Annotated in this window: 20 protein-coding genes; 10 read left to right on the top strand and 10 right to left on the bottom strand. The window is 65.5% G+C overall.

Annotated elements, in window-relative coordinates:
* Positions 1-172 precede the first annotated feature (172 nt).
* Entirely contained in the window at positions 173-784 is a 612-nt protein-coding gene (locus GUI70_RS07105) for a DUF177 domain-containing protein (protein ID WP_161881614.1), read from the top strand.
* Positions 785-792: 8 nt separating this feature from the next.
* Complete coding sequence (moaC, locus tag GUI70_RS07100) at positions 793-1,275, top strand: cyclic pyranopterin monophosphate synthase MoaC (RefSeq protein WP_161881613.1); 483 nt, start codon at positions 793-795, stop codon at positions 1,273-1,275.
* Between the two features lie 3 nt (positions 1,276-1,278).
* On the opposite strand, the gene GUI70_RS07095 is transcribed toward moaC, so the two are convergent.
* Complete coding sequence (locus tag GUI70_RS07095) at positions 1,279-1,689, bottom strand: SCP2 sterol-binding domain-containing protein (RefSeq protein ID WP_161881612.1); 411 nt, start codon at positions 1,687-1,689, stop codon at positions 1,279-1,281.
* A gap of 166 nt (positions 1,690-1,855) precedes the next feature.
* Between GUI70_RS07095 and GUI70_RS07090 the strand changes: the two genes are divergently transcribed.
* Positions 1,856-2,152, top strand: coding sequence for a hypothetical protein (locus GUI70_RS07090; RefSeq protein ID WP_161881611.1), 297 nt, complete (start codon positions 1,856-1,858; stop codon positions 2,150-2,152).
* An 84-nt stretch (positions 2,153-2,236) separates the two neighbouring features.
* On the opposite strand, the gene ppgK is transcribed toward GUI70_RS07090, so the two are convergent.
* The 4 genes from ppgK to GUI70_RS07070 all read right to left on the bottom strand — a co-directional run bounded on the left by ppgK (position 2,237) and on the right by GUI70_RS07070 (position 6,795).
* Positions 2,237-2,986, bottom strand: coding sequence for a polyphosphate--glucose phosphotransferase (ppgK, locus tag GUI70_RS07085; protein WP_161881610.1), 750 nt, complete (start codon positions 2,984-2,986; stop codon positions 2,237-2,239).
* Positions 2,987-3,102: 116 nt separating this feature from the next.
* On the bottom strand, positions 3,103-5,340 hold the full coding sequence (locus GUI70_RS07080) for an ATP-dependent Clp protease ATP-binding subunit (protein WP_161881609.1): 2,238 nt from the start codon (positions 5,338-5,340) through the stop codon (positions 3,103-3,105).
* Between the two features lie 232 nt (positions 5,341-5,572).
* Positions 5,573-6,151, bottom strand: a complete 579-nt coding sequence (locus GUI70_RS07075) for an NUDIX hydrolase (protein WP_237724763.1) — start codon at positions 6,149-6,151, stop codon at positions 5,573-5,575.
* Complete coding sequence (locus tag GUI70_RS07070; RefSeq protein WP_161881608.1) at positions 6,148-6,795, bottom strand: MazG family protein; 648 nt, start codon at positions 6,793-6,795, stop codon at positions 6,148-6,150. The genes GUI70_RS07075 and GUI70_RS07070 overlap by 4 nt, the downstream gene beginning before the upstream one ends.
* A gap of 116 nt (positions 6,796-6,911) precedes the next feature.
* On the opposite strand from GUI70_RS07070, the gene GUI70_RS07065 reads away from it, so the two are divergent.
* Positions 6,912-7,487, top strand: a complete 576-nt coding sequence (locus GUI70_RS07065; RefSeq protein ID WP_161881607.1) for a hypothetical protein — start codon at positions 6,912-6,914, stop codon at positions 7,485-7,487.
* Between the two features lie 74 nt (positions 7,488-7,561).
* On the opposite strand, the gene GUI70_RS07060 is transcribed toward GUI70_RS07065, so the two are convergent.
* The 4 genes from GUI70_RS07060 to GUI70_RS07045 form a co-directional block, all read right to left on the bottom strand.
* Positions 7,562-9,052: a fasciclin domain-containing protein gene (locus tag GUI70_RS07060; RefSeq protein ID WP_161881606.1), complete on the bottom strand. Its 1,491-nt coding sequence runs from the start codon at positions 9,050-9,052 to the stop codon at positions 7,562-7,564.
* A 170-nt stretch (positions 9,053-9,222) separates the two neighbouring features.
* On the bottom strand, positions 9,223-9,441 hold the full coding sequence (locus GUI70_RS07055) for a hypothetical protein (protein ID WP_161881605.1): 219 nt from the start codon (positions 9,439-9,441) through the stop codon (positions 9,223-9,225).
* Between the two features lie 54 nt (positions 9,442-9,495).
* Complete coding sequence (locus GUI70_RS07050; RefSeq protein WP_237724762.1) at positions 9,496-10,113, bottom strand: hypothetical protein; 618 nt, start codon at positions 10,111-10,113, stop codon at positions 9,496-9,498.
* Between the two features lie 80 nt (positions 10,114-10,193).
* Positions 10,194-11,414: a YihY/virulence factor BrkB family protein gene (locus GUI70_RS07045; protein ID WP_161881604.1), complete on the bottom strand. Its 1,221-nt coding sequence runs from the start codon at positions 11,412-11,414 to the stop codon at positions 10,194-10,196.
* A 93-nt stretch (positions 11,415-11,507) separates the two neighbouring features.
* On the opposite strand from GUI70_RS07045, the gene rnhA reads away from it, so the two are divergent.
* From rnhA to GUI70_RS07015, 6 genes are all read left to right on the top strand, one after another.
* Positions 11,508-12,083: a ribonuclease HI gene (gene rnhA / locus GUI70_RS07040; RefSeq protein WP_161881603.1), complete on the top strand. Its 576-nt coding sequence runs from the start codon at positions 11,508-11,510 to the stop codon at positions 12,081-12,083.
* Between the two features lie 53 nt (positions 12,084-12,136).
* Positions 12,137-13,333, top strand: a complete 1,197-nt coding sequence (locus GUI70_RS07035; RefSeq protein WP_161881602.1) for an MFS transporter — start codon at positions 12,137-12,139, stop codon at positions 13,331-13,333.
* Between the two features lie 83 nt (positions 13,334-13,416).
* On the top strand, positions 13,417-14,178 hold the full coding sequence (locus GUI70_RS07030; protein WP_161881601.1) for a DUF937 domain-containing protein: 762 nt from the start codon (positions 13,417-13,419) through the stop codon (positions 14,176-14,178).
* 391 nt (positions 14,179-14,569) lie between these two features.
* Positions 14,570-16,795 carry a RelA/SpoT family protein gene (locus GUI70_RS07025; RefSeq protein WP_161881600.1) on the top strand — a complete coding sequence of 742 codons (2,226 nt, stop codon included), beginning with the start codon at positions 14,570-14,572 and terminating at the stop codon, positions 16,793-16,795.
* A 554-nt stretch (positions 16,796-17,349) separates the two neighbouring features.
* The gene (locus GUI70_RS07020; protein WP_161881599.1) at positions 17,350-18,315 is read left to right on the top strand and encodes a hypothetical protein; all 966 of its coding nucleotides are present in this window, start codon (positions 17,350-17,352) and stop codon (positions 18,313-18,315) included.
* Positions 18,316-18,380: 65 nt separating this feature from the next.
* Positions 18,381-18,749, top strand: a complete 369-nt coding sequence (locus tag GUI70_RS07015; protein ID WP_202630420.1) for a nucleoside/nucleotide kinase family protein — start codon at positions 18,381-18,383, stop codon at positions 18,747-18,749.
* A gap of 186 nt (positions 18,750-18,935) precedes the next feature.
* Here the strand turns inward: GUI70_RS07015 and GUI70_RS07010 are convergent, their stop codons facing one another.
* Complete coding sequence (locus GUI70_RS07010; RefSeq protein ID WP_237724761.1) at positions 18,936-19,649, bottom strand: YqjF family protein; 714 nt, start codon at positions 19,647-19,649, stop codon at positions 18,936-18,938.
* Positions 19,650-19,730: the final 81 nt, after the last annotated feature.

The following is a 19,730-nucleotide window of genomic DNA, read 5'->3' as shown; positions in this document are numbered from 1 at the left end:
GCTAGGGCCGGAGAAGCGGTATGCCTCAGCGGTGCATGAATATCAGTGCTGGACCGGAAGCGCTGGGCCGGGCCAGTCGCCGGAGCACGCCCGGCAGGGCTGCCGGCGGCGGCGCTGGTCAACTGAATATTCACTCGCCATGTCCCGGCGTGCCCGGCCCTATCATGAGCGGATGACCATTCAGACCCCCCGGATTCACCTCGGCACGCTGCTGCGCCAGATGGGCGACGCCGAAGCCAGCGGTGAACTCACGGAACTCCGCTACGAGCAGGGCCAGGAAACGCAGATGATGCGCTTTGCCGAGCCTGCCTTTTACGAGGTCAGCGTCAACGCCCTGCAGGGCAACGAGTTCTGGTTGCAAGGCAGTTTTGAGGCGACCCTCGAAATGGACTGCGCCCGCTGCCTGCGCCCAGTCGCGGTGCCGATCGAACTCAAGCTCGGCACCCTGATGCGCTACGACCCCGCCGCCCAGACGCCCTACCTGGAGGAAGCCGAGACCGGCGAGGAAATCCTGGTGTTCGGCGACCCCGATCTCGATTTGAGCAACTACCTGGCCGAGACCACCCTGCTCGAAGCGCCGCTGAGCGTGTTGCACGACGACGCCTGCCGGGGCCTGTGCCAGGTGTGCGGCCATGACCTCAACGAAGGTCCCTGCGAGCACAGCGCCAGCGTGCCGATCGAGGACGACTCCGAGCGCTTTCTGGAAGCCCAGCACGAGGGCAAACAGCACGCCCGCCAGAATCCCTTCACGGCCCTGCGCGGTCTGGAATTGCCGGATGAGTAAGCACCGCAATGAGTGACGCGCCTCCGGAGCTGACCCATTTTGTGGCGGGGCAACCGCGCATGGTCGATGTGACCGGCAAGGCCACGACCCACCGTGAGGCCAGCGCCGAGGCCTGGGTCATGTTGCCGCCGGAGGCCCGCGCGGCGCTGGAAAGCGGCACCAACAAGAAGGGCGACCCCTTGACGGTGGCGCGGCTGGCTGGCCTCTCGGGCAGCAAGCGCACCGCCGACCTGATCACGCTGTGTCACCCCATCCCCGTGACCGGCGCGCAGGTGGACGTGACCCTGAAAGCGGGCGGCGTGCATATCGTCGCCACCGTCAAAACCCAGGCCCCCACTGGCGTGGAGATGGAGGCCCTGACGGCCGTGACGGTGGCCGCCCTCAACGTCTACGACATGCTGAAAGCCGCCAGCAAGGCCATCGAGATTCATGGGGTGCGGCTGTTGAGCAAGAGCGGGGGCAAGAGCGGCGATTACCGGCGCGGCGACTGAGCCTCAGCGCTCCGCATCATCCGAGAGCCGGGCGGTGATCTGGCGGTAGCGGGCCTGCAAACCGGGCAGGGCTGGGGCCAGCACCAGTGCCGTCAGCAGTGAGCCTTCAATTTTGAGTTGTCCCGCCGAGAGGGCCGCCACCGGATTGAGGTCGCCGCGCCAGAACTGGTCGATATCGTCACCCGCCAGATGAAACGTCAGATCGGCAGCAGGCAGATCATCTCCCCCTGTCCTGACCACCGCCTCGCCGCTGCGCCCGTCCACGACGAGGTGCAGATCAGGATTGCGGAACGCGAAGGCCACGACCAGTCGCCGCGCAGCCAGAACGCCAGCTTGCGCGTCCTGCCCTGCCGGGGCATAGACTTCACTGAGAACAGCCTTCAATTGGGCCGCCGAGGACGTTGACGGAGACATTTGCTTAGGCATTTTTTCACACTAGCCCCTGCTTTCCGCGGTGCGCCTTACAGAAGAGCAGGCACTGGTGTCAGCGCTGACAATTGTCCTGTAACAAGACCGACACAGGTCAGCCGCCCGGTGCAGTCTGCTATGTGAGCAAGACCACTTCACAGGAGGTACACCCATGAACGAGCAATTGAGTCAGACCCTTCAAGCGGCCCAGGACGGCGTCGCCAACATTCCGGCAGATGCGGCCCTCAGCAACGTCAGCAGCTGGCACAGCGCCCTGAACGGCGTGCCCGGCGCGGAGACGCTGGTTGGTCACCTTGCCAAGCTCAAGTCGGCCCTGGAAAGCGGCAACCTTCAGGAAGCCGCTGGCATTCTGCCGGGCCTGGGCAGCGAGACCGAGAAGCTGGCGTCCGCCGCTCCTGATGCCGACAAAGACGGCCTCCGGCAGCTGGCCGCCGCCCTCAAAGGCTAAGCTAGCTCTTTCTCGAAGAATGGGCCGCCCCAACCGGGACGGCCCATTCTTCGTTGAAACTCTTTTGCTGACGTTCTGGCCCGCCTAGCGTTCGCTGGCGTACAGCGCCGCGCCTACGATGCCGGCGTCGTTTTGCAGGGTCGCCGTGACCAGCTTGGTCTTGCAGTCGACGTGGGGCTGCCACTTGTCGGCCTTCTTGCTGATGCCGCCGCCGATGATGAACAGATCGGGGCTAAACAGCATCTCGACGTGTTGCAGATACTTGCTGGCGCGCTTGGCCCAGCTTTTCCAGCCCAGGTCTTCCTGCTCCCGGATGCGGTCGGAGGCCCAGGCCTCGGCCTCGGTGGCCGCCTTGTTGACCTCCAGCCACAAGTGGCCGAGTTCCGTGTTGGGAACCAGGACGCCGCCGTAGAGCAGGGCGCTGCCGATGCCGGTGCCGAAGGTGAGCAGCAGCGCCATGCCGACCTCGCCCTTGCCCGAGCCGAAGCGGGCCTCGGCCAGCCCGGCGGCGTCGGCGTCATTGAGCAAGGTGACCTGCTGCCCGGTGGCCTTGGTAAACAGATCGTCGGCGTCCAGCCCGATCCAGCCCTTGTCCACATTGGCCGCGCTCAGCGTGACGCCGTGCTGCACCACACCGGGAAACGTCACGCCCACCGGCCCGCTGTGGTTGAAGTGCTTGACCAGTTCGTGAACCACCTCGGCCACATCGTGCGCCTTGGCTCCCTCGGGGGTGGGAATGCGCCAGCGCTCCGCCGTGAGTTTGCCGGTCTGGGTGTCTACCGGAGCGCCCTTGATACCGCTGCCGCCGATGTCGATGCCGAGGATAAGGCTCATATCTGCTCAGGGTATCAAGTTTGAAGGGCATTCAAGTCATGCCTGGGCACTAACGGGTTCAACCACCACGAAAAAGGGAGCAGGCCAGCTTGGTCTGCTCCCCTCTCCGTACCGCCTCAGGCCAGCATCTGCGGCTGCGCCTGCTTGCCGCGCTCGAAGGTCAGGTGTTCGGTGCCGATACCCACCCGCACCTCCTCCTCGCCGTGCGAGAGTAGTTCCAGGGCCAGCGGGTCCTCGATTTCCTCGCGGACCAACGTGCGCAACTGCCTTGAGCTGCCCACCGCGTGCTTGGGGCTGCGCGCCCGCAGTTTGCTGACCAACCAGGCCGCCACGCCCGGCTCGAAGGTGACGCTGAGTTCGCGGCTGGCGAGTTCTTCCTGCATCTCTTCGAGCAGTTGCTGCGAGACGCGCACCAGTTCGTCCTCGCCCAGCGGCCGGAAGCGGATGACCTCATCGAGCCGGTCGAGAAACTCCGGCGTGAACAGGTTTCTCAGCGGCGTGTTGTTGTCGGGCGTCACCGGACTGAATCCGGCGGTGGGGCTGACGTTGAAGCCGGTGTTGCTGGTCATGATCAGGATGGTGCGCCGGAAATCCACCGTGCGGCCCAGACCGTCGGTGAGGCGGCCATCGTCGAGCACTTGCAAGAAGGTGTTGTAGATGTCGGGGTGGGCTTTTTCGATCTCGTCGAGCAAGATGACGCTGAACGGCTGGCGGCGCACCGCCTCGGTCAGACGGCCACCCTGCTCGTAGCCCACGTAGCCGGGCGGCGAGCCGATGAGTTTACTCACGCTGTGGGCTTCCTGAAACTCCGACATATCGACCCGGATCAGCGCCCGCTCGGAGCCGAACAGGGTGCGGGCCAGCGCTTTGGCGAGGTGAGTCTTTCCCACGCCGCTCGGCCCCACGAACAGAAAGCTAGCGGCCACACGGGTGCGCCCACCCAGGCCCACGCGGGCGCGGCGCAAAGCATTGCTGAGCGCCTTGATGGCATCGGGCTGGCCGTAAACCTGCGCGTCGAGCTGCTCGTCGAGGTCGGCGAGCTGGGCCGCCGTTTCCTCGGAATAGATGCCGCCCATCGAGTTGATGACGCTCTCGATGTCCTCGCGGGCCACCATCGGCTCACCCATCTCGTTCTCGGTGACCTGAATGCCCAGGCTCATGTTGAGGCGCACCCGGCTGGCGGCCTCGTCGATCAGGTCGATGGCCTTGTCGGGAAAGTTGCGCCCCGGCAGGCTGCGCTCCCCGATGCGGACCGCCAGATCGATGGCCGCGTCAGGAATCTGGACGCCGTGGTGCTCCTCGTAACGGGCACGCAGCCCGCGCAGAATTTGCACCGTCTCGGCAGGGCTGGGTTCCAGCACGATGACGGGTTGGAATCTGCGCTCCAGGGCCGCGTCTTTCTCGATGTAGCGGTGGTACTCGCCGGTCGTCGTCGCGCCGATGACCTGAATCTCACCCCGGCTGAGGGCGGGCTTGAGGATGTTGGCGGCGTCGAGGGTGCCTTCCGCGCCGCCCGCCCCGACCAGGGTGTGCAGCTCGTCGATAAAGGCCATTACCTTGGCATTACGGAGTTCCTCGATGATCTGACGCAGCCGTTCCTCGAACTCGCCTCGATACTTGGTACCCGCGACCACGCCGGAAAGGTCCAAACTGACCAGCCGGATCCCATGCAGGTTGGGCGGGGTGCGCTTCTCGTGAATGGCGAGGGCCAGTCCCTCCACGATGGCGGTCTTACCCACACCGGGGTCGCCGATCAGCACCGGGTTGTTCTTGGTGCGGCGCGAGAGGATCTGGGTCACGCGGCGGATTTCCTCGGCGCGGCCGATCACCGGGTCGAGTTTGCCTTCCCGGGCCTGCTTGGTGAGGTCGCGGCCATACTCGTCGAGGAAGGGCGTGGCCACCGGCTTGGCCGCCTTGCCGCCCGCGTTGTCGCCCTGCGCCAGAATGCGCCAGCGGATGGTGTCGACGTCCTTGGTGAGTTCCTGCAAGATGCGGAAAGCCACGCCGTCGCCCTCGCGGATGATGCCCAGCAAGATGTGTTCGGTGGAGGTGACCTGTGCGCCCAGCGACCTCGCCTCGGCGCTGGCAAGTTCCATGACCCGGCGGGCGCGCGGGGTGATGCTCGGGGCGTCGTTGAGGCGGTTGCCCTCGCCGCGCCCGATGATCTCCTCGACCCGGCGGCGCAGGCCCTCCAGGGTGGCATCGAACTCACCCAGAATCAGGGCTGCCGTGCCGCCCTCACGCATCAGGCCCAGCAGCAGATGCTCCGGGCCGACCATCGCGTGGCCCAGGCGATTGCCTTCCTCGCGGGCGTAGTGAAAAACCAATCTGGCTCGGTCATCGTATCGGTTCATGGCATCCCTCGAAACACGGCAGTTATGGAGTGGAGTGGGGCTCGGGCACGGTTGGTCGTGGGATCGGCTCTCCGGAAGTATAGGTGAAGCGGTCTGAACGCCAGGTCACAAAGGCGCAGACCTGAACGCGGCGCGGTGCAGAGCGGCTTGAAGATGGTGGGCACTGAAACCCATGTTAAGCCCCTGGCTGCGCTGTGGCCGCGCCCGAGGTCACGTTCTGACCAGTTCGCCGTCAGCCCACGCCGCTCTGGAGCACGTCGTGAATCACGCGGGCAGTCATGCCCCAGATGTCGTGCTGCCGCCAGAGGTAGCGGTAGAGCAAGAAGGCCTGGCCGTCCGGCCCGGTGCGGCGCTCGGCAGGCTGCTCGAGGGCACGCAGTTCGCTCAAGGGCGGCAGCAGGATGGCCGCCACCTCGCTACTGAGGGTCAGGCGCGGCGCGGCCTCCAGGCGGGCCAGCACCGGGGTCACATGAAAGCCCGCCGGGGTAAACACGTCGTCGAGTTCGCCCAGCACCCTCACCGCGCCCGGCTCCAGCCCGACCTCCTCCCAGGCCTCGCGCAGGGCCGCCTCCACGACACTCTCGCCGGTTTCCAGGCTGCCGCCGGGAAAACTGATCTGACCCTGGTGGGTGGGCAGATCGCTGCTCCTGAGGGTCAGCAGCAGTCTGGGGTCGGCCTCAACGGTCAGTCCCACCAGCACGGCGGCGGCACGGTAGTGCGGCAGGTGCAGGCGGCGGCGGGTGCGGCCAAGCTGCCACTCGGCCCAGGGATCTCGCGTCGGCAGGGCCGCAGCGGGCAGGTCGTCACTCACGAACTCGCGCCGTCCAGATTCGCAGCGTCCAGCGCCCGCAACTGCGCGTCGGTGTGGGCACGCAGGGCGACTTCCGGGTCGACACCCAGACCGCGCGCCCAGGCCACGGCGGCGGCCAGCACAGCGGCCACGCCCGCCTCGGTGTCGGGGGCCTCGTCAAGTGCCTGCCGAAGGTGTGTCTGGGCCGGGTCCTTGCTGCGCTGCGCCAATTTCTGCGCCTGGGCCTCGCGGGCCAGCGCTCCCAGCGCACGCGGCACCTGGTCAGCGGCACGGCGGGGTCTGCCGCCCTGCTCGGCGGTTTTGATGACCTGCCAGTTGCTGACCACCTCCTCGCTGCCCGACACCTGCACCCCACCGAACACGTGCGGATGCCGCCGGACCAACTTGTCCACGATGCCCTGCTCGACATCGTGGTAGCCGAATTCGCCTGCTTCCTCGGCGATGACGCTGTGAAAGGCCACTTGCAGCAGCACGTCGCCAAGTTCGCCGCGCAACTCGGTGAGGTCGCCCGCTGTGATGGCGTCGGCGGCCTCGGCAGCTTCTTCCAGCAGGTAGGGGCGCAGACTGGCGTGGGTCTGTTCCTGGTCCCAGGGGCAGCCCTCTGGAGCGCGCAGGCGGCGCATGATCTTGAGCAGCTCTTGCATGCCAGTATGCTACCCGGCCCCGGCTGGCCCAAAGGCGAACCCGCTCGCCAAGTGCTGGCGACGTCGGCTCACCCCCACGTCATCTTTCATCAGCTTGTGGGGTCCACAGTGGAGCCATGCATGATCGCCTACGCCCCGCCTTGATGGCCCTGAGTCTCCTCGCCTCTCTTTCCCTCGGTGCTGTGTCGGCCCAGACCACGCCTGCCCAGGTGACGCCCACCGCGCCACCGGCCCCTGTTCAACCGGCACCCGTACAGCCCACCTCCGCGCCGCCCGTCGAGGCCACCAGCACCGCTGCCAGCGGACCGCTGAGCCGCGAACGTTTGCAGACGGCCACCTACATCATTTTGCCGCCGGTGGTGCAGGGCAACGCCTCGCTGATTGGCGGCAGCGACATGCAGTCGGTGCTGGGAGCCATGTCGCGCGACTCGCAGGGCGCGCTGCACCGGCGCTACCCCGGCGCGCACTTCACGACAGATGCCAGCATGCCCGGCGTCGTCCGGGTCACGCCACAGATGCAGGCTCCAAGTGCGCTGGTGCCCTGGGCCAACATCGGCGCGCGCTGGGTGTTTCAGGCGCAGGGCGCACCCGACCTGGTGTTGCAGCAGAATTTCAGCCTCTGGACCGTCTACCTTCACCGCGCCGAGGCCGCCAACTTTGTGTTCGACCAGCTCGCCCAGCGCTTGCCCTGAGCGACGTTTGAACAAGCGAAACGGCCCCTCCATTGTGGGGGCCGTTTCGCTGTTTCTCCGTGTCTTTTAAATGATCAGGGCAGTTTCAGATCAGTCGGAATCAGCACGCTGTCGATGACATGCACTACACCATTGCTGGCGTTGAGGTCGGCAGCAGTCAAGGTGGCGTTGTCGATCTTCAGAACGCCGCCGGAGTCTTTGGTCACCATCAGGCTCGATCCCTCAGCGCTGGCGAGCTGGGTGGCGGCGCTGACCTGTTCACCGGTCATCTTGCCCGCGACCACGTGGTAGAGCAGCACCTGCTTGAGCAGCGCCGGGTCGGAAGCGATCTTGGCGAGGGTATCGGGGTCCACCTTGGCGAACGCCTCGTCGGTGGGCGCGAACACGGTGTATTGGCCGCCCATCAGCGTCTCGGTGAGGTCGGCGTCACTCAGCAGCGAGCGCAGGGTGCTGAAGCGATCGTCGGCCACGATCAGGTCGTAGATGGTGTTGTCGACCATCGCCGCATCCGCCGTGGTGGCGTCGGTGCTCACGTCGACCACCGTGGTGTCGGTAGTGGTGGCGTCCATCGTGGTATCTGCTGAGGTATCTGCGGTAGCGTCGGCGGGGGCAGTCGTCGTGTCTGCTGGGGCGGTGGTATCGGTAGTCGTCGTGTCTGCCGGGGCAGTGGTATCGGTAGCCGTCGTGTCAGCGGTAGTCGTCGTGTCTGCCGGGGCGGTGGTATCGGTAGCTGTCGTGTCTGCACTGGTGTCCGCTGAGGTGTCGGTCATCAGGTCGGCGGGCATGGTCAGCGGCGTGGGAGGAATGACAATCGGGTTGGTCGATGCCATCGCCATCGTCGTATCGGCGGGCGTGCTGTCGGTAGTAGTAGTGTCTGTGGTGTCGGCGGCAGCACTGTCGGCCGTCGTGCTGTCCGTCGTCGCGGCGTCATCCATCGACGCATCGGTGCCAGTATCGCTCGTCATCGTGTCGTCGCTGGCCGCAGGGGCGGGCGCTGCCGCAGCAGGAGCCGGGGCCGCAGCCGCAGGCTTAGGCGTCATAGCGGTCATCGCCGGGAGCAGCACGGTGTCGATCACGTGAATGACCCCGTTGCAGGCGGGCACGTCGGCCTGAATCACGTTCGCGCCGTTGATCATGACCTTGCTGCCCATCATCTGTACGCTCAGCGTGCTGCCCTGAGCGGTTTTGACGCTCTTGAGGCTCATGACCTGTTTGGCATTCACCTTACCCGGGACCACGTGGTAGAGCAGCACTGCCGTGAGCAGTTCCGGGTCGTTGAGCACGCCGGACAGTACATCGCTGGGCAGCTTGTCGAAGGCCGCGTTGGTGGGCGCGAAGACCGTGTACTGCCCGCTCTTGAGGGTATTGACCAGCCCGGCGGCCTGCAGCGCGGTCAGTAAGGTGCTGAACTGCGCGTTGTTCATCACCGTGTCGGCGATACTCATGCACTTAGCAGCAGGCATGGCGGTGGGTTTGGTCGTAGGCTTGGCCCCCGCTCCGCCCGCCGACGCCACCGAGGCCGCCATTAATCCACACGAAAGCAAGACGATCATTTTTCTTTGCATTTACGTCACCTCTGGCCTTGAGTTTAACAATCCTTACCAACCTTACATTCAGAAAAATAGTGCAATTGATGGAATCTCAACAGAACGCCTTAAGAAAACTTCATTTCTATTTGGGTGCTTTATCATCTCCAGTTCATCTAAATGCCGAGCCCACTCCAGCACCTAGCGTTTCAGCGGCCTGGACGCGCCCAGGCACTCGCGAGCACATAAGTCAGGCCGCCCAGTACCCCGGCCACCAGCATGAACCGCAGCACACCAATCATGAGGGCGGCGGCGGCCACCAGAACCTGGCCGATCCCGCTGACGAATTCGCCGAGCAGCCACAACGCACACAAGCCCAGCAGCGCGGCCAGGGCCACCCCCAGCACCGCCAGCAGCAGGCGAATCACAGCGCAGCGTCCGAGATCATGTGCGCAGTCTAGAGGGTCTCGGTCTGGGAGTCTTCAGTCGGGCAGCAGCTTGCCGAGCGCCCAGACGCTCAAGCCCAGCGCCGCGCCGTAGCTGACGTGCGCGCCGAGCCGGTTGAGGTGGCCGTGCCACGCGCTGCTGGCCGGGCCGTCCTGAAGGCCCAGCAGCGGCACCAGCGTCTCGTCCACGCTCAGCCACAGCGCCGCGCCGAAGATGCCGCCGCTGAGCGGTCCCTCGCCGCTGCGCGCACTCAGCGCCCCGTAAAGTGCGCCGCTGCCCGCGCCCATGGCCCAGTGCACCGCCTCGCTGAGCACGGCGCGGGTGTCCTGGCTGGGCGTTTTGTGGGCGATGAGTTCGTAGGCGAACCTTCCCAACGCCGCCGTCGAACTCTCGCCGTTCTGATGCTGCTGGCCCAGCGGCGAGATGACGTGTTGGTCCGGCTGCGGCCCGCTCTGGGCCTCGTCTCCGCCTTCCTGTGGGCTGGGCGGCTGCACCCTGGGCGCGACCCTAGTCCAGTACTGCCCCATCGCCAGCGTCCCGGCGACGCCGCCGACCAGCCCCAGCAGCGCGCCCCGGTAAACGGGCGAGGGTGCGGGCGCGGCCAGGCCTAGCAGACGCAGCCAGCGGGTAAACAGCGAGGGAGTCCGGGTCATGCTCCAAAGTAAACTGCCGAACCCGTGAAGGCGCGGCAGATGAAGGCTTGCTGAATACCGGCGAACACCCAGGCCGGGCCTCAGCGGCGCGGCGCGGTCTGGGTATCGTCCGGCGGATTGAGGTCGTGGCGGTTCCAAACCTGCTGCGCTCGGGCCTTCTGGCGGGTCGAGAGCACCCTGACCGGCTGCTGGCCGCGCACCAATCCCACGACGCGTAACAGCCCCAGCACCAGCACCGAGGGCAGCGCGAGCACCGCCAGCCCGGCGCTGAGCAGTGAGCGGCGCACCGCAGGCGGGCGCATCGGCGGAGCGGGGCGGGGCGGGTGGTGCGGCGGATGGGTGGGGCGGGGCGGGTGCAGGCCCAGCGCTCCGGCCTTGGCCCGGCTGCCCTGGCCTTCTGTCCCGGCCAGCACTTCCTTTTCGCCGGGCCGCTGGCTGTAGACCCAGGTGACTTCCGCGCCGAAAAACACCACCATGCTCGAAAAATAAATCCACAGCAGCACGATAAAGAGGGTGCTGGCCGCGCCGTAGACGCTGCCGGGGGTGGCACGGGCAAAGTAGACGCCGATGGCCGCCTGCGCCAGCACGAACAGCACCGAGGTGCTGGCCCCGCCCACCCACACCTGCCGCCACTTGAGATCCACGGCAGGCAGCCATTTGTAGGTGGCGGCGAAGACCGGCGTGAAAAACAGCATCGCCAGCAGCGCGCTGCCCAGCCGGACAAAATTGGCTCCCTGTCCCACGGTGTCGCCGAGCTGCTTGGTCAGGCTGCTGAGGTAAGCATTGCCCGCCACGTACGCCACCACCAGCGCCCCGAACACGATCACCATCAGGAAACCGATGACGCGGGTGCGGATCATGGAGAGCAGGCCCGGCTTGGGTTTGACGTCCCACAGGGCATTGAGCGCGCCCTGAAGTTGAAGGAAGAGGCCGGTGGAGGTAAGAAACAAGGTCGCCAGACCGGTGAAGATCGCCAGGGTGTTGGTTCCGGCGTTGGCAAACTGCTTACTGAGTGACTCGACCAACTTGCCGACGAACTCGGTGGTGTTGCTGGAAAACTCGGGGCTGCTGCCGCTGCCCAGCACGTTTTGCACCACGTCGATGATCTTGTTGGTCACGTCCTGGGTGTTCTGGCCCTGAAAGAGAATGCCCGCCACGGTAATGATCAAAAACAGAATCGGGCCGATGGACGAGATGGCGTAGTAGGCGATGGCGGCGGCCAGGCGCGGCGCGTTGTCCTCGTTGAAGGCCTTGGCCGCGTCCCTGAGCAGGGTGAACAGTTCTTTCGCTCTGGCTTTCATGCTGCCCAGTATGACGGGCAGCGGCGGCACACACCCGGCGGTCCAACATCCAGTCCGGCATATTGAGCGACCTCTGCTACACTTTGACCCCCAATGACCCGCAAGTCCGCTTCCCCACGACCGAGTTTCAAGTCCGCCGCTCCCCGGAGTGCCGCGCAAAAAGCCCAGAGCGCCGCTCGCGACCAGTTGCCGATTCAGGCCTGTATCCAGCCCGAAGTGCCGGTGGCGGCCAACGCCGTGACGCTCTACAGCGACGGCGCCTGCGACACCCAGGCCGGGCACGGCGGCTGGGCCACCATCCTCAAATACGGCGAGCACGCCACCGAACTCTCGGGCCACGCCGAGGCCACCACCAACAACCGCATGGAACTGACCGGACTGCTCGAAGGATTGAGGGCACTCAAGCGGCCCTGCCAGGTGCGGGTGGTGACCGACAGCCAGTACCTGCGCAAGGCCTTCACCGACGCCTGGATTCTCAAGTGGCAGCGTAACGGCTGGAAAACGGCGGGCGGCGACGCGGTCAAGAACCAGGATTTATGGGAGGAGTTGATCGTCCAGGCGCGCCTTCATGCTTTGACCTTCGTGTGGGTGCGCGGACACACCGGGCACGCCGAGAACGAGCGCGTCGACGAACTGGCGGTGGCCGAGCGCAAGAAGCTGCGGCGCTAACCCATCTACGCCACAAGGTACTTTGACGGCTAAGTAGCGCTAAGCTCGGCAGTATGTCTGTGCCCGTTGCTTCTTCCGCCGCACCCGCCGTGACCCGGTTGACGGGGGCCGCGATTGCCCTGTTCGCCGTCTCGGTGGGGTTGATCGTGGCCAATCTCTACTACGCCCAACCTCTCTTGCCCAAGATCGCCTCGGCCTTCGGGGTCAGCGTGGGCACGGCGGCGCGGCTGGTCACCTGGACACAGCTCGGCTACGCGGCGGGGCTGGCCCTGATCGTGCCGCTGGGCGACGCCGTGGACCGCCGCAAGCTGACCCTGGGCCTCACTGCCCTAAGCGTGTTGGCGCTGCTGGGGGTGGCTGCCGCGCCGGTCTTCTGGTTGTTTTCGCTGGCTTCGGTGCTGCTGGGCCTGACCTCGGTGGCCGCGCAGGTGCTGGTGCCGTTCGCGGCGAGTCTGGCCGAACCCGAGCGCCGGGGGCAGGTGGTCGGCACGGTCATGAGCGGGCTGCTGCTGGGCATCTTGCTGGCGCGCACGGTGTCGGGGCTGCTCTCGGCGTGGCTGGGCTGGCGCATGGTGTTCGTGGTGGCGGCGGGCGCACTGGTGCTGCTGCTGCTGGCGCTCTGGCGGCAGCTTCCGCGCCTGCCCGCGCCGCCCAAGCTGGCCTACGGGGCGCTACTGGCCTCGGTGGCGCGGCTGCTGCGAGAAGAGCCGGTGCTGCGCCGCCGCTCGCTCTACGGCCTGCTGGCCTTCGCCGCCTTCAGCGTGTTCTGGACCAGTCTGGCCTTCCTGCTGGCCAGGCCGCCGTACTTCTATCAGGAAGCGGTGGCGGGCCTCTTCGGGCTGGTGGGCGCACTCGGCGCGCTGGCCGCATCGTGGGCGGGCCGCCAGGCCGACGCCGGAAAGGGCCAGCGCACCACCGGCATCATGGCCGCGCTCATTACGCTGTCGTTCGGGCTGATCTGGTGGGGCGGCACGGCGCTGTGGCCGCTGATCGCGGGTGCGCTGCTGATGGACCTGGGCGTGCAGGGCCTGCACATCACCAATCAGTCCGAGATCTACAAGCTGCATCCCGACGCCCGCAGCCGCGTGACCACGGTGTACCTGACCAGCTATTTCGCGGGCGGGGTGCTGGGGTCGGCCCTGTCGAGCGTGGCCTACGTGAAGTTCGGCTGGGCAGGCGTGAGCGCCCTGGGCGCGGCCTTCGGACTGAGCATTGTGCTGCTGTGGTGGCGGGCCGGACCCCAACGCTGAGCAGCGCGGCGGGGGCAGTTTCCCAAGCCTGCCTTTAGCTTCTCCAGAACCGCCCTGCTTGGTGGCCGTTCTCTACTGACCGAATGGACATCCTGAATATGATTGGCCTTGGCCAGAACCAGACCGCCCAGCTCGGCCAGCAACTCGGCGTGGCCCCCGACCAGATGACCTCGGCGCTGGAAGCTGCCGTGCCGCTGCTCATCAGCCAGATGGGTCACAACGCCCAGGACCCGCAGCAGGCGGCCTCGCTCTCACAAGCACTCGATCAGCACGACGGCAGCGCCATCGACCAGGTGCAGCAGGGTCAGCTGCCCAATCTGCAAGACGGCCAGGCCATCATGGGTCACGTCTTCGGCGGCAACCAGAACTCGGCGGTCAACGCGGTGAGTCAGCGCGCCGGAATCAGCCCGCAGCTCGCCATCCAGATCATCGCGATGGTGGCCCCACTGGTCATGGGCTACCTCAGCCGCAACCGCAACCCGGGCGGCGGTATGAGCGGGGGACTGGGGGGCAACCTGGGTGGTCTGGGTAGCATTCTGGGCAGCGTGCTCGGCGGCGGCGCAGCGGGCGGGCTGGGCAACATCCTCGGCGGCATGCTGGGTGGCGGCCAATCGCAGCAACCCCAATATCAACAACCCCAGTATCAGCAGCCTCAGCAAAATTCCGGCGGCCTGGGCGACCTCGGCGGCATGCTCGGCAGCATCTTCGGCGGCGGACAGAGCCAGCAATCCAATTTCTCCTCGGGTGGCGTCGGGCTGGAACCGATCAACCAGCAGCCCAACCAGCCGGGCAGCAGCAACCCGCTGGAAGACCTGATCGGCATGTTCGGCGGCAACCGGCGCTGAATTCAGCGCAGCCCAGGACAGGCAGATGTCCCACTCGGTCAGCCAGCCGACAGTCCGCTGCGGTGAGCGTAAAGCGACGGTAAGCTTCGGCGTACCCGTTTCATCTGGCGACACTTAAACTGCTGGTATGGGTCTCAAGGAATTCATCGAGTGGTTGCGCGAAACGCTCCGGAACCCCGGCGGGCAACCGCAGCCGGTGCCTGTACCCGTGCGCGTCAGGCGCTGAACCGCTTCTCTCTTTTACCTCCACCCTCTTCATGCTCCGCTCCCCGCCGTTTCCTGGTGGGGAGCGTTTTTGGTGGGGCCGCTTGTCTCGGCAGCCGTCGGGGGGAGCGCCACAGGTGACAGACGCCGGACAGAGTGATTCGCTATGCTGGGGGGCGTGCATGGCATGGAACTCCTCCGCCCGCTGATCGCGGAGCGCCCGCCAGAAGAACGGGACAAACTCGAAGCCGCTTACGCCTTTGCCCGCGACGCTCACGAGGGGGTCAACCGCAAGAGCGGCGAGCCGTACATCACCCATCCGGTGGCGGTGGCCCACATCCTGTCGGAGCTGGGCCTCGACACCGACGCCATCGCGGCGGGGTTTTTGCACGACACGGTGGAAGACGTGGAGGGCGTGACCTTCGCCATGATCGAGGCCCAGTTCGGCGCGGACGTGCGGCGGATCGTGGAGGGCGAAACCAAGGTCAGCAAACTGACCAAGCTCAGCGCCAACCTGCAAGACGAACAGGCCGAGAACCTGCGCCAGATGCTGATCGCCATGACCGGCGACATCCGCATCATCATCGTCAAGCTGGCCGACCGGCTGCACAACATGCGCACCCTGGCCTCCATGAAGCCGGAAAAGCAGCAGCGCATCGCCCGCGAGACGCTCGAAATCTTCGCGCCGCTGGCCCACCGCCTCGGCATCGGGCAGATCAAATGGGAACTCGAAGACCTCAGCTTCAAGTACCTCGATCCCGACGCCTACAGCTACCTGCAAAGCCGCCTGCGCACCCGCCAGGAGGAGCGAGAAGCCCACATCTTGCAGGCCATCGAGCAGCTGCGCACTGAGCTGGCCGACGACATCGAGCTGTCGGAATGGGTCGAGGAAGAGGACATCGCCGGGCGCAGCAAGCACCTGTGGAGCATTCACAACAAGATGCAAAAGGAGGGCAAGGCCCTAGAGCAGATTTTCGATCTGCTGGCCATTCGCCTGATCCTGACCCCCAAGCCGGTGAGCGCCCCGCCGGGCCGCCAGAAAGACCGCGCCGAGGAAGCCCGCGAGAAGCGGGTCTGCTACCACTCGCTGGGCATCGTCCACAGCATGTGGTCGCCGATTCCGGGGCGCTTCAAGGACTACATTGCGGTGCCCAAGCCCAACGGCTACCAGAGCCTGCACACCACCGTCATCAGCCAGGGCGGGCAGCCCATCGAGGTGCAGATCCGCTCGCGCCGGATGCACATGGTGGCCGAGTTCGGGGTGGCGGCCCACTGGATGTACAAGCAGGGCAGCACACTGGCCCAGAAGGAGCGCGAGGACTGGCTCTCGCAGATGCGCCAGCTCCAGCAGGATTTCACCGACGCCTCGGACTTCGTGGACGCGGTGAAAAACGACATCCTGGGCGGGCGGGTGTTCGTGTTCACGCCCCGGGGCGACACCGTCAGCCTGCCGCAGGGCGCGACGCCGGTGGATTTCGCCTACCACATTCACAGCCGCATCGGCGACACCACCATCGGTGCGCGGGTCAACAGCTCGATCGTCTCGCTCAGCCACAAGCTCAAGAACGGCGATATGGTCGAGATCGTCACCAACAAGAGCAGCACCCCCAGCCGCGACTGGCTGAATTTTGCCACCACCCGCAGCGCCCGCAGCAAGATCCGCCACCACTTCCGCATTCTGGAGCGCGGCGAGGCCCTGCAAAACGGCCACGACGTGCTGGAGAAGTACCTCAGAAAACGCCAGCTCCCGGTGCGTCAGCTGATGCGCACCAAGATTCTGGAAGATGTGAGCGCCAAGCTGGCCGGATCGCGCAACCCCGACGATCTGTACCTGGCGATTCACGCTGGAAAGCTGACGCCGGGCGCGGTGGCACGTGCCCTCGCGCCGCAACTCGAACAGGAGCAGCGCCCGGTCCGTGCGCCGATGCCGCGCCCCGTCGAACCCGGCGGCGTGTACGTGGAGGGCTTTTCCACCGTCACCAAGCTGGCCCACTGCTGCTCTCCAATTCGCGGCGATCAGGTCATGGGGTACCTCACGCGGGGCCGGGGCGTCACGGTGCACCGGATCGACTGCCCCAACATGGTGCGGCTCCTCAAGTTCGAGCCGGAAAGGTGTGTGGCCGCCTCGTGGAACCCTGGGCAGCGCGGCAACACCATCGTGGACCTCGATGTGGTGGCCGCCGACCGCAGCGGCTTACTGAGCGACGTGCTGAGTTTGCTGGCGGCCCTCAAGCACAGCCCCATGAAGGTGGGCGCGGGCGTCGGCGCAGACAGCGTGGCGCACATCGCCCTGCGGCTGGCCGTCGAGGACCAGGCTGAGCTGATGACGCTGGCCAACCAGCTGCGGGGCATCCACAGCGTGACCGACGTGCTGCGGGTGGGCCGGGGCAACAAGAGCGTGCCGAGGGCGTAAGGAAGAGATGCTTTCACTCGCCATTCGGTCTGTTCAATCTCCCCAGTAAATTTTACAGGCCTGAATGTCGCAGTGATGTTTGCGAAAGAATTTGAAGAGACAGCTCAGCACCAGATTGAGGTCGGCCAATTTGTACTCCTCTGAGAAAAGCACGTCGAGATAAGTGAAACTAACATATACCGACCCATCTGAATTAAATGTCAGAAATAATGAATAGTGCAATTCTTGGGTCAGAGCTGGGAAGCTAATACTTTCTTGATGTCCATATCGTAGCTGAACAATATCTAAAAAATTTTCAAGATCATGTTCTTCTGAAATGTACCTCTGATAATACGCATCACATTTTTCGAAACCATGTAGAAAATCTGTATAGGATATCACTCCGTTGGATTCCAACATCCAGTCTTCCATAATGAGCGATCTAATCTACGCAAGGTTATTGTATCTTGACAATTTCTTGTATCTAATAAAATAGGACTCGCTCATCCCTCTCCTTATTCGTCTAAGGCCCGAAATTAGTTTACGATCTTCAACCTCCGCTACAATCACCCCAAATGTTCCTCACCCTTCTCCCTGACCTCGGTGATCTGCTCCGGCTCTCGCCCCAGTACAACGCCGCCACGCTGGTCGAGGTGATACGTGAAATGGGCGCGGCGCAGGTCTGGTGGGCCAGCGGCCCCGACCCCGACCACCCGGCACGCGACAGCTTCAGCGCAGCCCGCCTGACGGTCCATAACGTGGCCCCCGACTGGGCCTTCGCCGAGGCCGAGTATCAGCAACTGCTGGAATTCATGCCGCAATATCCCCAGGGCAAAGTCAGGCTGCGCGCCGCCGCCGAGGCCGAGGGCGAACTGGCTGACCTCCTGACCGGGCCGATGACGCTCGGCAAAGTCACGGCCCCGGAAACGCTGGACGTGGCCCGGCGCTACCACGCCACGCTTGCTGAAGCGCTCGGCGAAGGCCCCGGCACCCGCCATCAGGCGCGGCGGCTGGATGAACTGGCAGAGCGCTTGAGCGGGCAAGGCGGTATCGTGCTGGCCGCGCTCGACGATCTGCCGGAACTGCTGGACCGGCTCCCCGACGCCGTGCTTCCCCAGCTGCCACACTTCCAGCCCGGCGAGGCGTCGCGCCTGCGGGCCCTGGCAGACCGGGCCGGGCAACTGCGCGAGGACGACGATCTAGACGCCCTGATCGCCGCGCTGGGCCGCGAGACCGGCGACGCCGTAACCCCACTGGCCGAACTGGATTACCACGCGGGCGGGATTTATCTGGCGACCGGCGACCTCGCCAGCGCCCGCAGCTTGCTGGAGAAGGCGGCGCACGGCCTGAGCGACTTGCCGCGCAGCCTGCCGGGGCTGGTGCTAGCGCGACTGGGGCAGGTCAGAGACGCCCAGGGCGAGCGTGACCTGGCGCGGCGCAGCTATCAGGCGGTGCTGGCGCTCAACTTTGCCCCGGAGGTGGCGCGGGAGACGGCGCGGGCGGGCATGCAGACGGCCTTCGCGCTGGCGGCGGACGAATGAACCGCTCGGCACTGCTGAAGCAGGTAGCAGGTCGCCGCCGATCTGCTGACCCGGCGTGGTAGGGCGTGCTGCGGGACAACGTGGACGGTGCGGGCAAGACCCATTTTGCCGATGAGCTGGCACAGACGCTGAGTAGCGCAGGCGCTCAGGTGATCCGCGCCAGCGTAGACGGCTTTCACCGCCCGCGTGCCGAGCGCTCCCGCCTGGGCAGGCACTCCGCCGAAGGCTTTGACCGCGACTCCTACGATTACGGCACTCTGCGAACCGCTTTTCTCGACCCACTGGGACCAGTTGGAGACGGTCGGTATCGCCGCGCCGCCTTCTATGTGACCACGGACCTCCCCTTACACGCCGAGTTGGAGCAGGCCGGGCCAGGCGACATTCTCCTGCTCGATGGTCTGTTTCTGGAACGGCACGAATTGTGGCCCCACTAAGACTTCTCTCTTTTCTGCGGGAAGCGCGGCGCAGGGTTTGGGAGCGCCGATCTGAGCGCACCCAGCAACGCCCGTTACATTGGCGGGCAGCGACTTTACTTTGAGGAAGCCCAGCTGGAAAAGTGGGCGACCGTTATCGTCTATCGTCGACAATGCCATTCTGGACGATCCCGGATTCGTGGCACGTTAACCCCTGACCTGCCCGATCAGTCCCGCCTTCACGACCTGATTCTCGCCGTAGAGCAGGTGCGGCTCACCCTCCAGCTTCATGCCGATCAAGTCGGGCAAGGTATTCACCCGGATCTCCGCCTCGGCGCGTTGCAGCGGCCAGCGCCGGTGCCAAATGGGCCCTCTGTAAATCCTGTTGCCAGCAGCGCTGAACAGAAAGTAGCGCTCGGTCAGCCAGGCCTCTAGACTGCCTTCCTGCGACTCGAAGGCGGGACCGACAGGCCGGTAGGCGGCGGCGAACGCACCCCTGGTCGCGCCCCTGTGGGTGCGGACGCTGGCGTATTCAGTGATGTCGCCGCGACTCTCACTCCACATGCGGGCATCGAAGTACGGCAGATGAAACCCCAGCCGCGCCAGCCGCACGGCGATGGGTTGTGCGGCATCCAGGCTGAAAAACCAGACGCCCGCGACCCCTTCAGCGTCGATCACATACGTCCGGAGGTTGAGTTCAGGAAAGGCCGACAGCCCGCTGACGGTGGGCAGGCCGCGCGGAGCCACGTCCGACATCAGAAACGGCACCACGCCGAGATACGCCTGTCCGTGAAAGGTGTCAAGCGTCAGGCCTGGTGGCAGCTGGGCTTGCAGCGCATCGGCGCGCACCGGCCAGTGCATGAAACACAGCCGCGCCCAGGTCATGCGCAGGGCGGAGGGCGGGTGGGCAGCATCGGTCATGGCCCCAGCCTAGCGGCTGACCGGGGGGCGGAGCGCAACAAAAGGCCCCCTCCGAGTTGGAAGGGGCCGGAACTGGGGGAA

This window comes from Deinococcus alpinitundrae (assembly GCF_009982895.1).
GTDB lineage: Bacteria > Deinococcota > Deinococci > Deinococcales > Deinococcaceae > Deinococcus > Deinococcus alpinitundrae.
The sequence above is the reverse complement of the archived record's forward strand: the minus strand, read 5'-3'. Positions and strand labels throughout refer to the sequence as shown.

Excerpts from the sequence above, each read along its gene's own strand:
- GUI70_RS07105 (WP_161881614.1), top strand. The coding sequence starts at position 173 with ATGACCATTCAGACCCCCCGGATTCACCTCGGCACGCTGCTGCGCCAG.
- moaC (WP_161881613.1), top strand. The coding sequence starts at position 793 with ATGAGTGACGCGCCTCCGGAGCTGACCCATTTTGTGGCGGGGCAACCG.
- GUI70_RS07095 (WP_161881612.1), bottom strand. The coding sequence starts at position 1,689 with ATGTCTCCGTCAACGTCCTCGGCGGCCCAATTGAAGGCTGTTCTCAGT.
- GUI70_RS07090 (WP_161881611.1), top strand. The coding sequence starts at position 1,856 with ATGAACGAGCAATTGAGTCAGACCCTTCAAGCGGCCCAGGACGGCGTC.
- ppgK (WP_161881610.1), bottom strand. The coding sequence starts at position 2,986 with ATGAGCCTTATCCTCGGCATCGACATCGGCGGCAGCGGTATCAAGGGC.
- GUI70_RS07080 (WP_161881609.1), bottom strand. The coding sequence starts at position 5,340 with ATGAACCGATACGATGACCGAGCCAGATTGGTTTTTCACTACGCCCGC.
- GUI70_RS07070 (WP_161881608.1), bottom strand. The coding sequence starts at position 6,795 with ATGCAAGAGCTGCTCAAGATCATGCGCCGCCTGCGCGCTCCAGAGGGC.
- GUI70_RS07065 (WP_161881607.1), top strand. The coding sequence starts at position 6,912 with ATGCATGATCGCCTACGCCCCGCCTTGATGGCCCTGAGTCTCCTCGCC.
- GUI70_RS07060 (WP_161881606.1), bottom strand. The coding sequence starts at position 9,052 with ATGCAAAGAAAAATGATCGTCTTGCTTTCGTGTGGATTAATGGCGGCC.
- GUI70_RS07050 (WP_237724762.1), bottom strand. The coding sequence starts at position 10,113 with ATGACCCGGACTCCCTCGCTGTTTACCCGCTGGCTGCGTCTGCTAGGC.
- GUI70_RS07045 (WP_161881604.1), bottom strand. The coding sequence starts at position 11,414 with ATGAAAGCCAGAGCGAAAGAACTGTTCACCCTGCTCAGGGACGCGGCC.
- rnhA (WP_161881603.1), top strand. The coding sequence starts at position 11,508 with ATGACCCGCAAGTCCGCTTCCCCACGACCGAGTTTCAAGTCCGCCGCT.
- GUI70_RS07035 (WP_161881602.1), top strand. The coding sequence starts at position 12,137 with ATGTCTGTGCCCGTTGCTTCTTCCGCCGCACCCGCCGTGACCCGGTTG.
- GUI70_RS07030 (WP_161881601.1), top strand. The coding sequence starts at position 13,417 with ATGGACATCCTGAATATGATTGGCCTTGGCCAGAACCAGACCGCCCAG.
- GUI70_RS07025 (WP_161881600.1), top strand. The coding sequence starts at position 14,570 with ATGGAACTCCTCCGCCCGCTGATCGCGGAGCGCCCGCCAGAAGAACGG.
- GUI70_RS07020 (WP_161881599.1), top strand. The coding sequence starts at position 17,350 with ATGTTCCTCACCCTTCTCCCTGACCTCGGTGATCTGCTCCGGCTCTCG.
- GUI70_RS07010 (WP_237724761.1), bottom strand. The coding sequence starts at position 19,649 with ATGACCGATGCTGCCCACCCGCCCTCCGCCCTGCGCATGACCTGGGCG.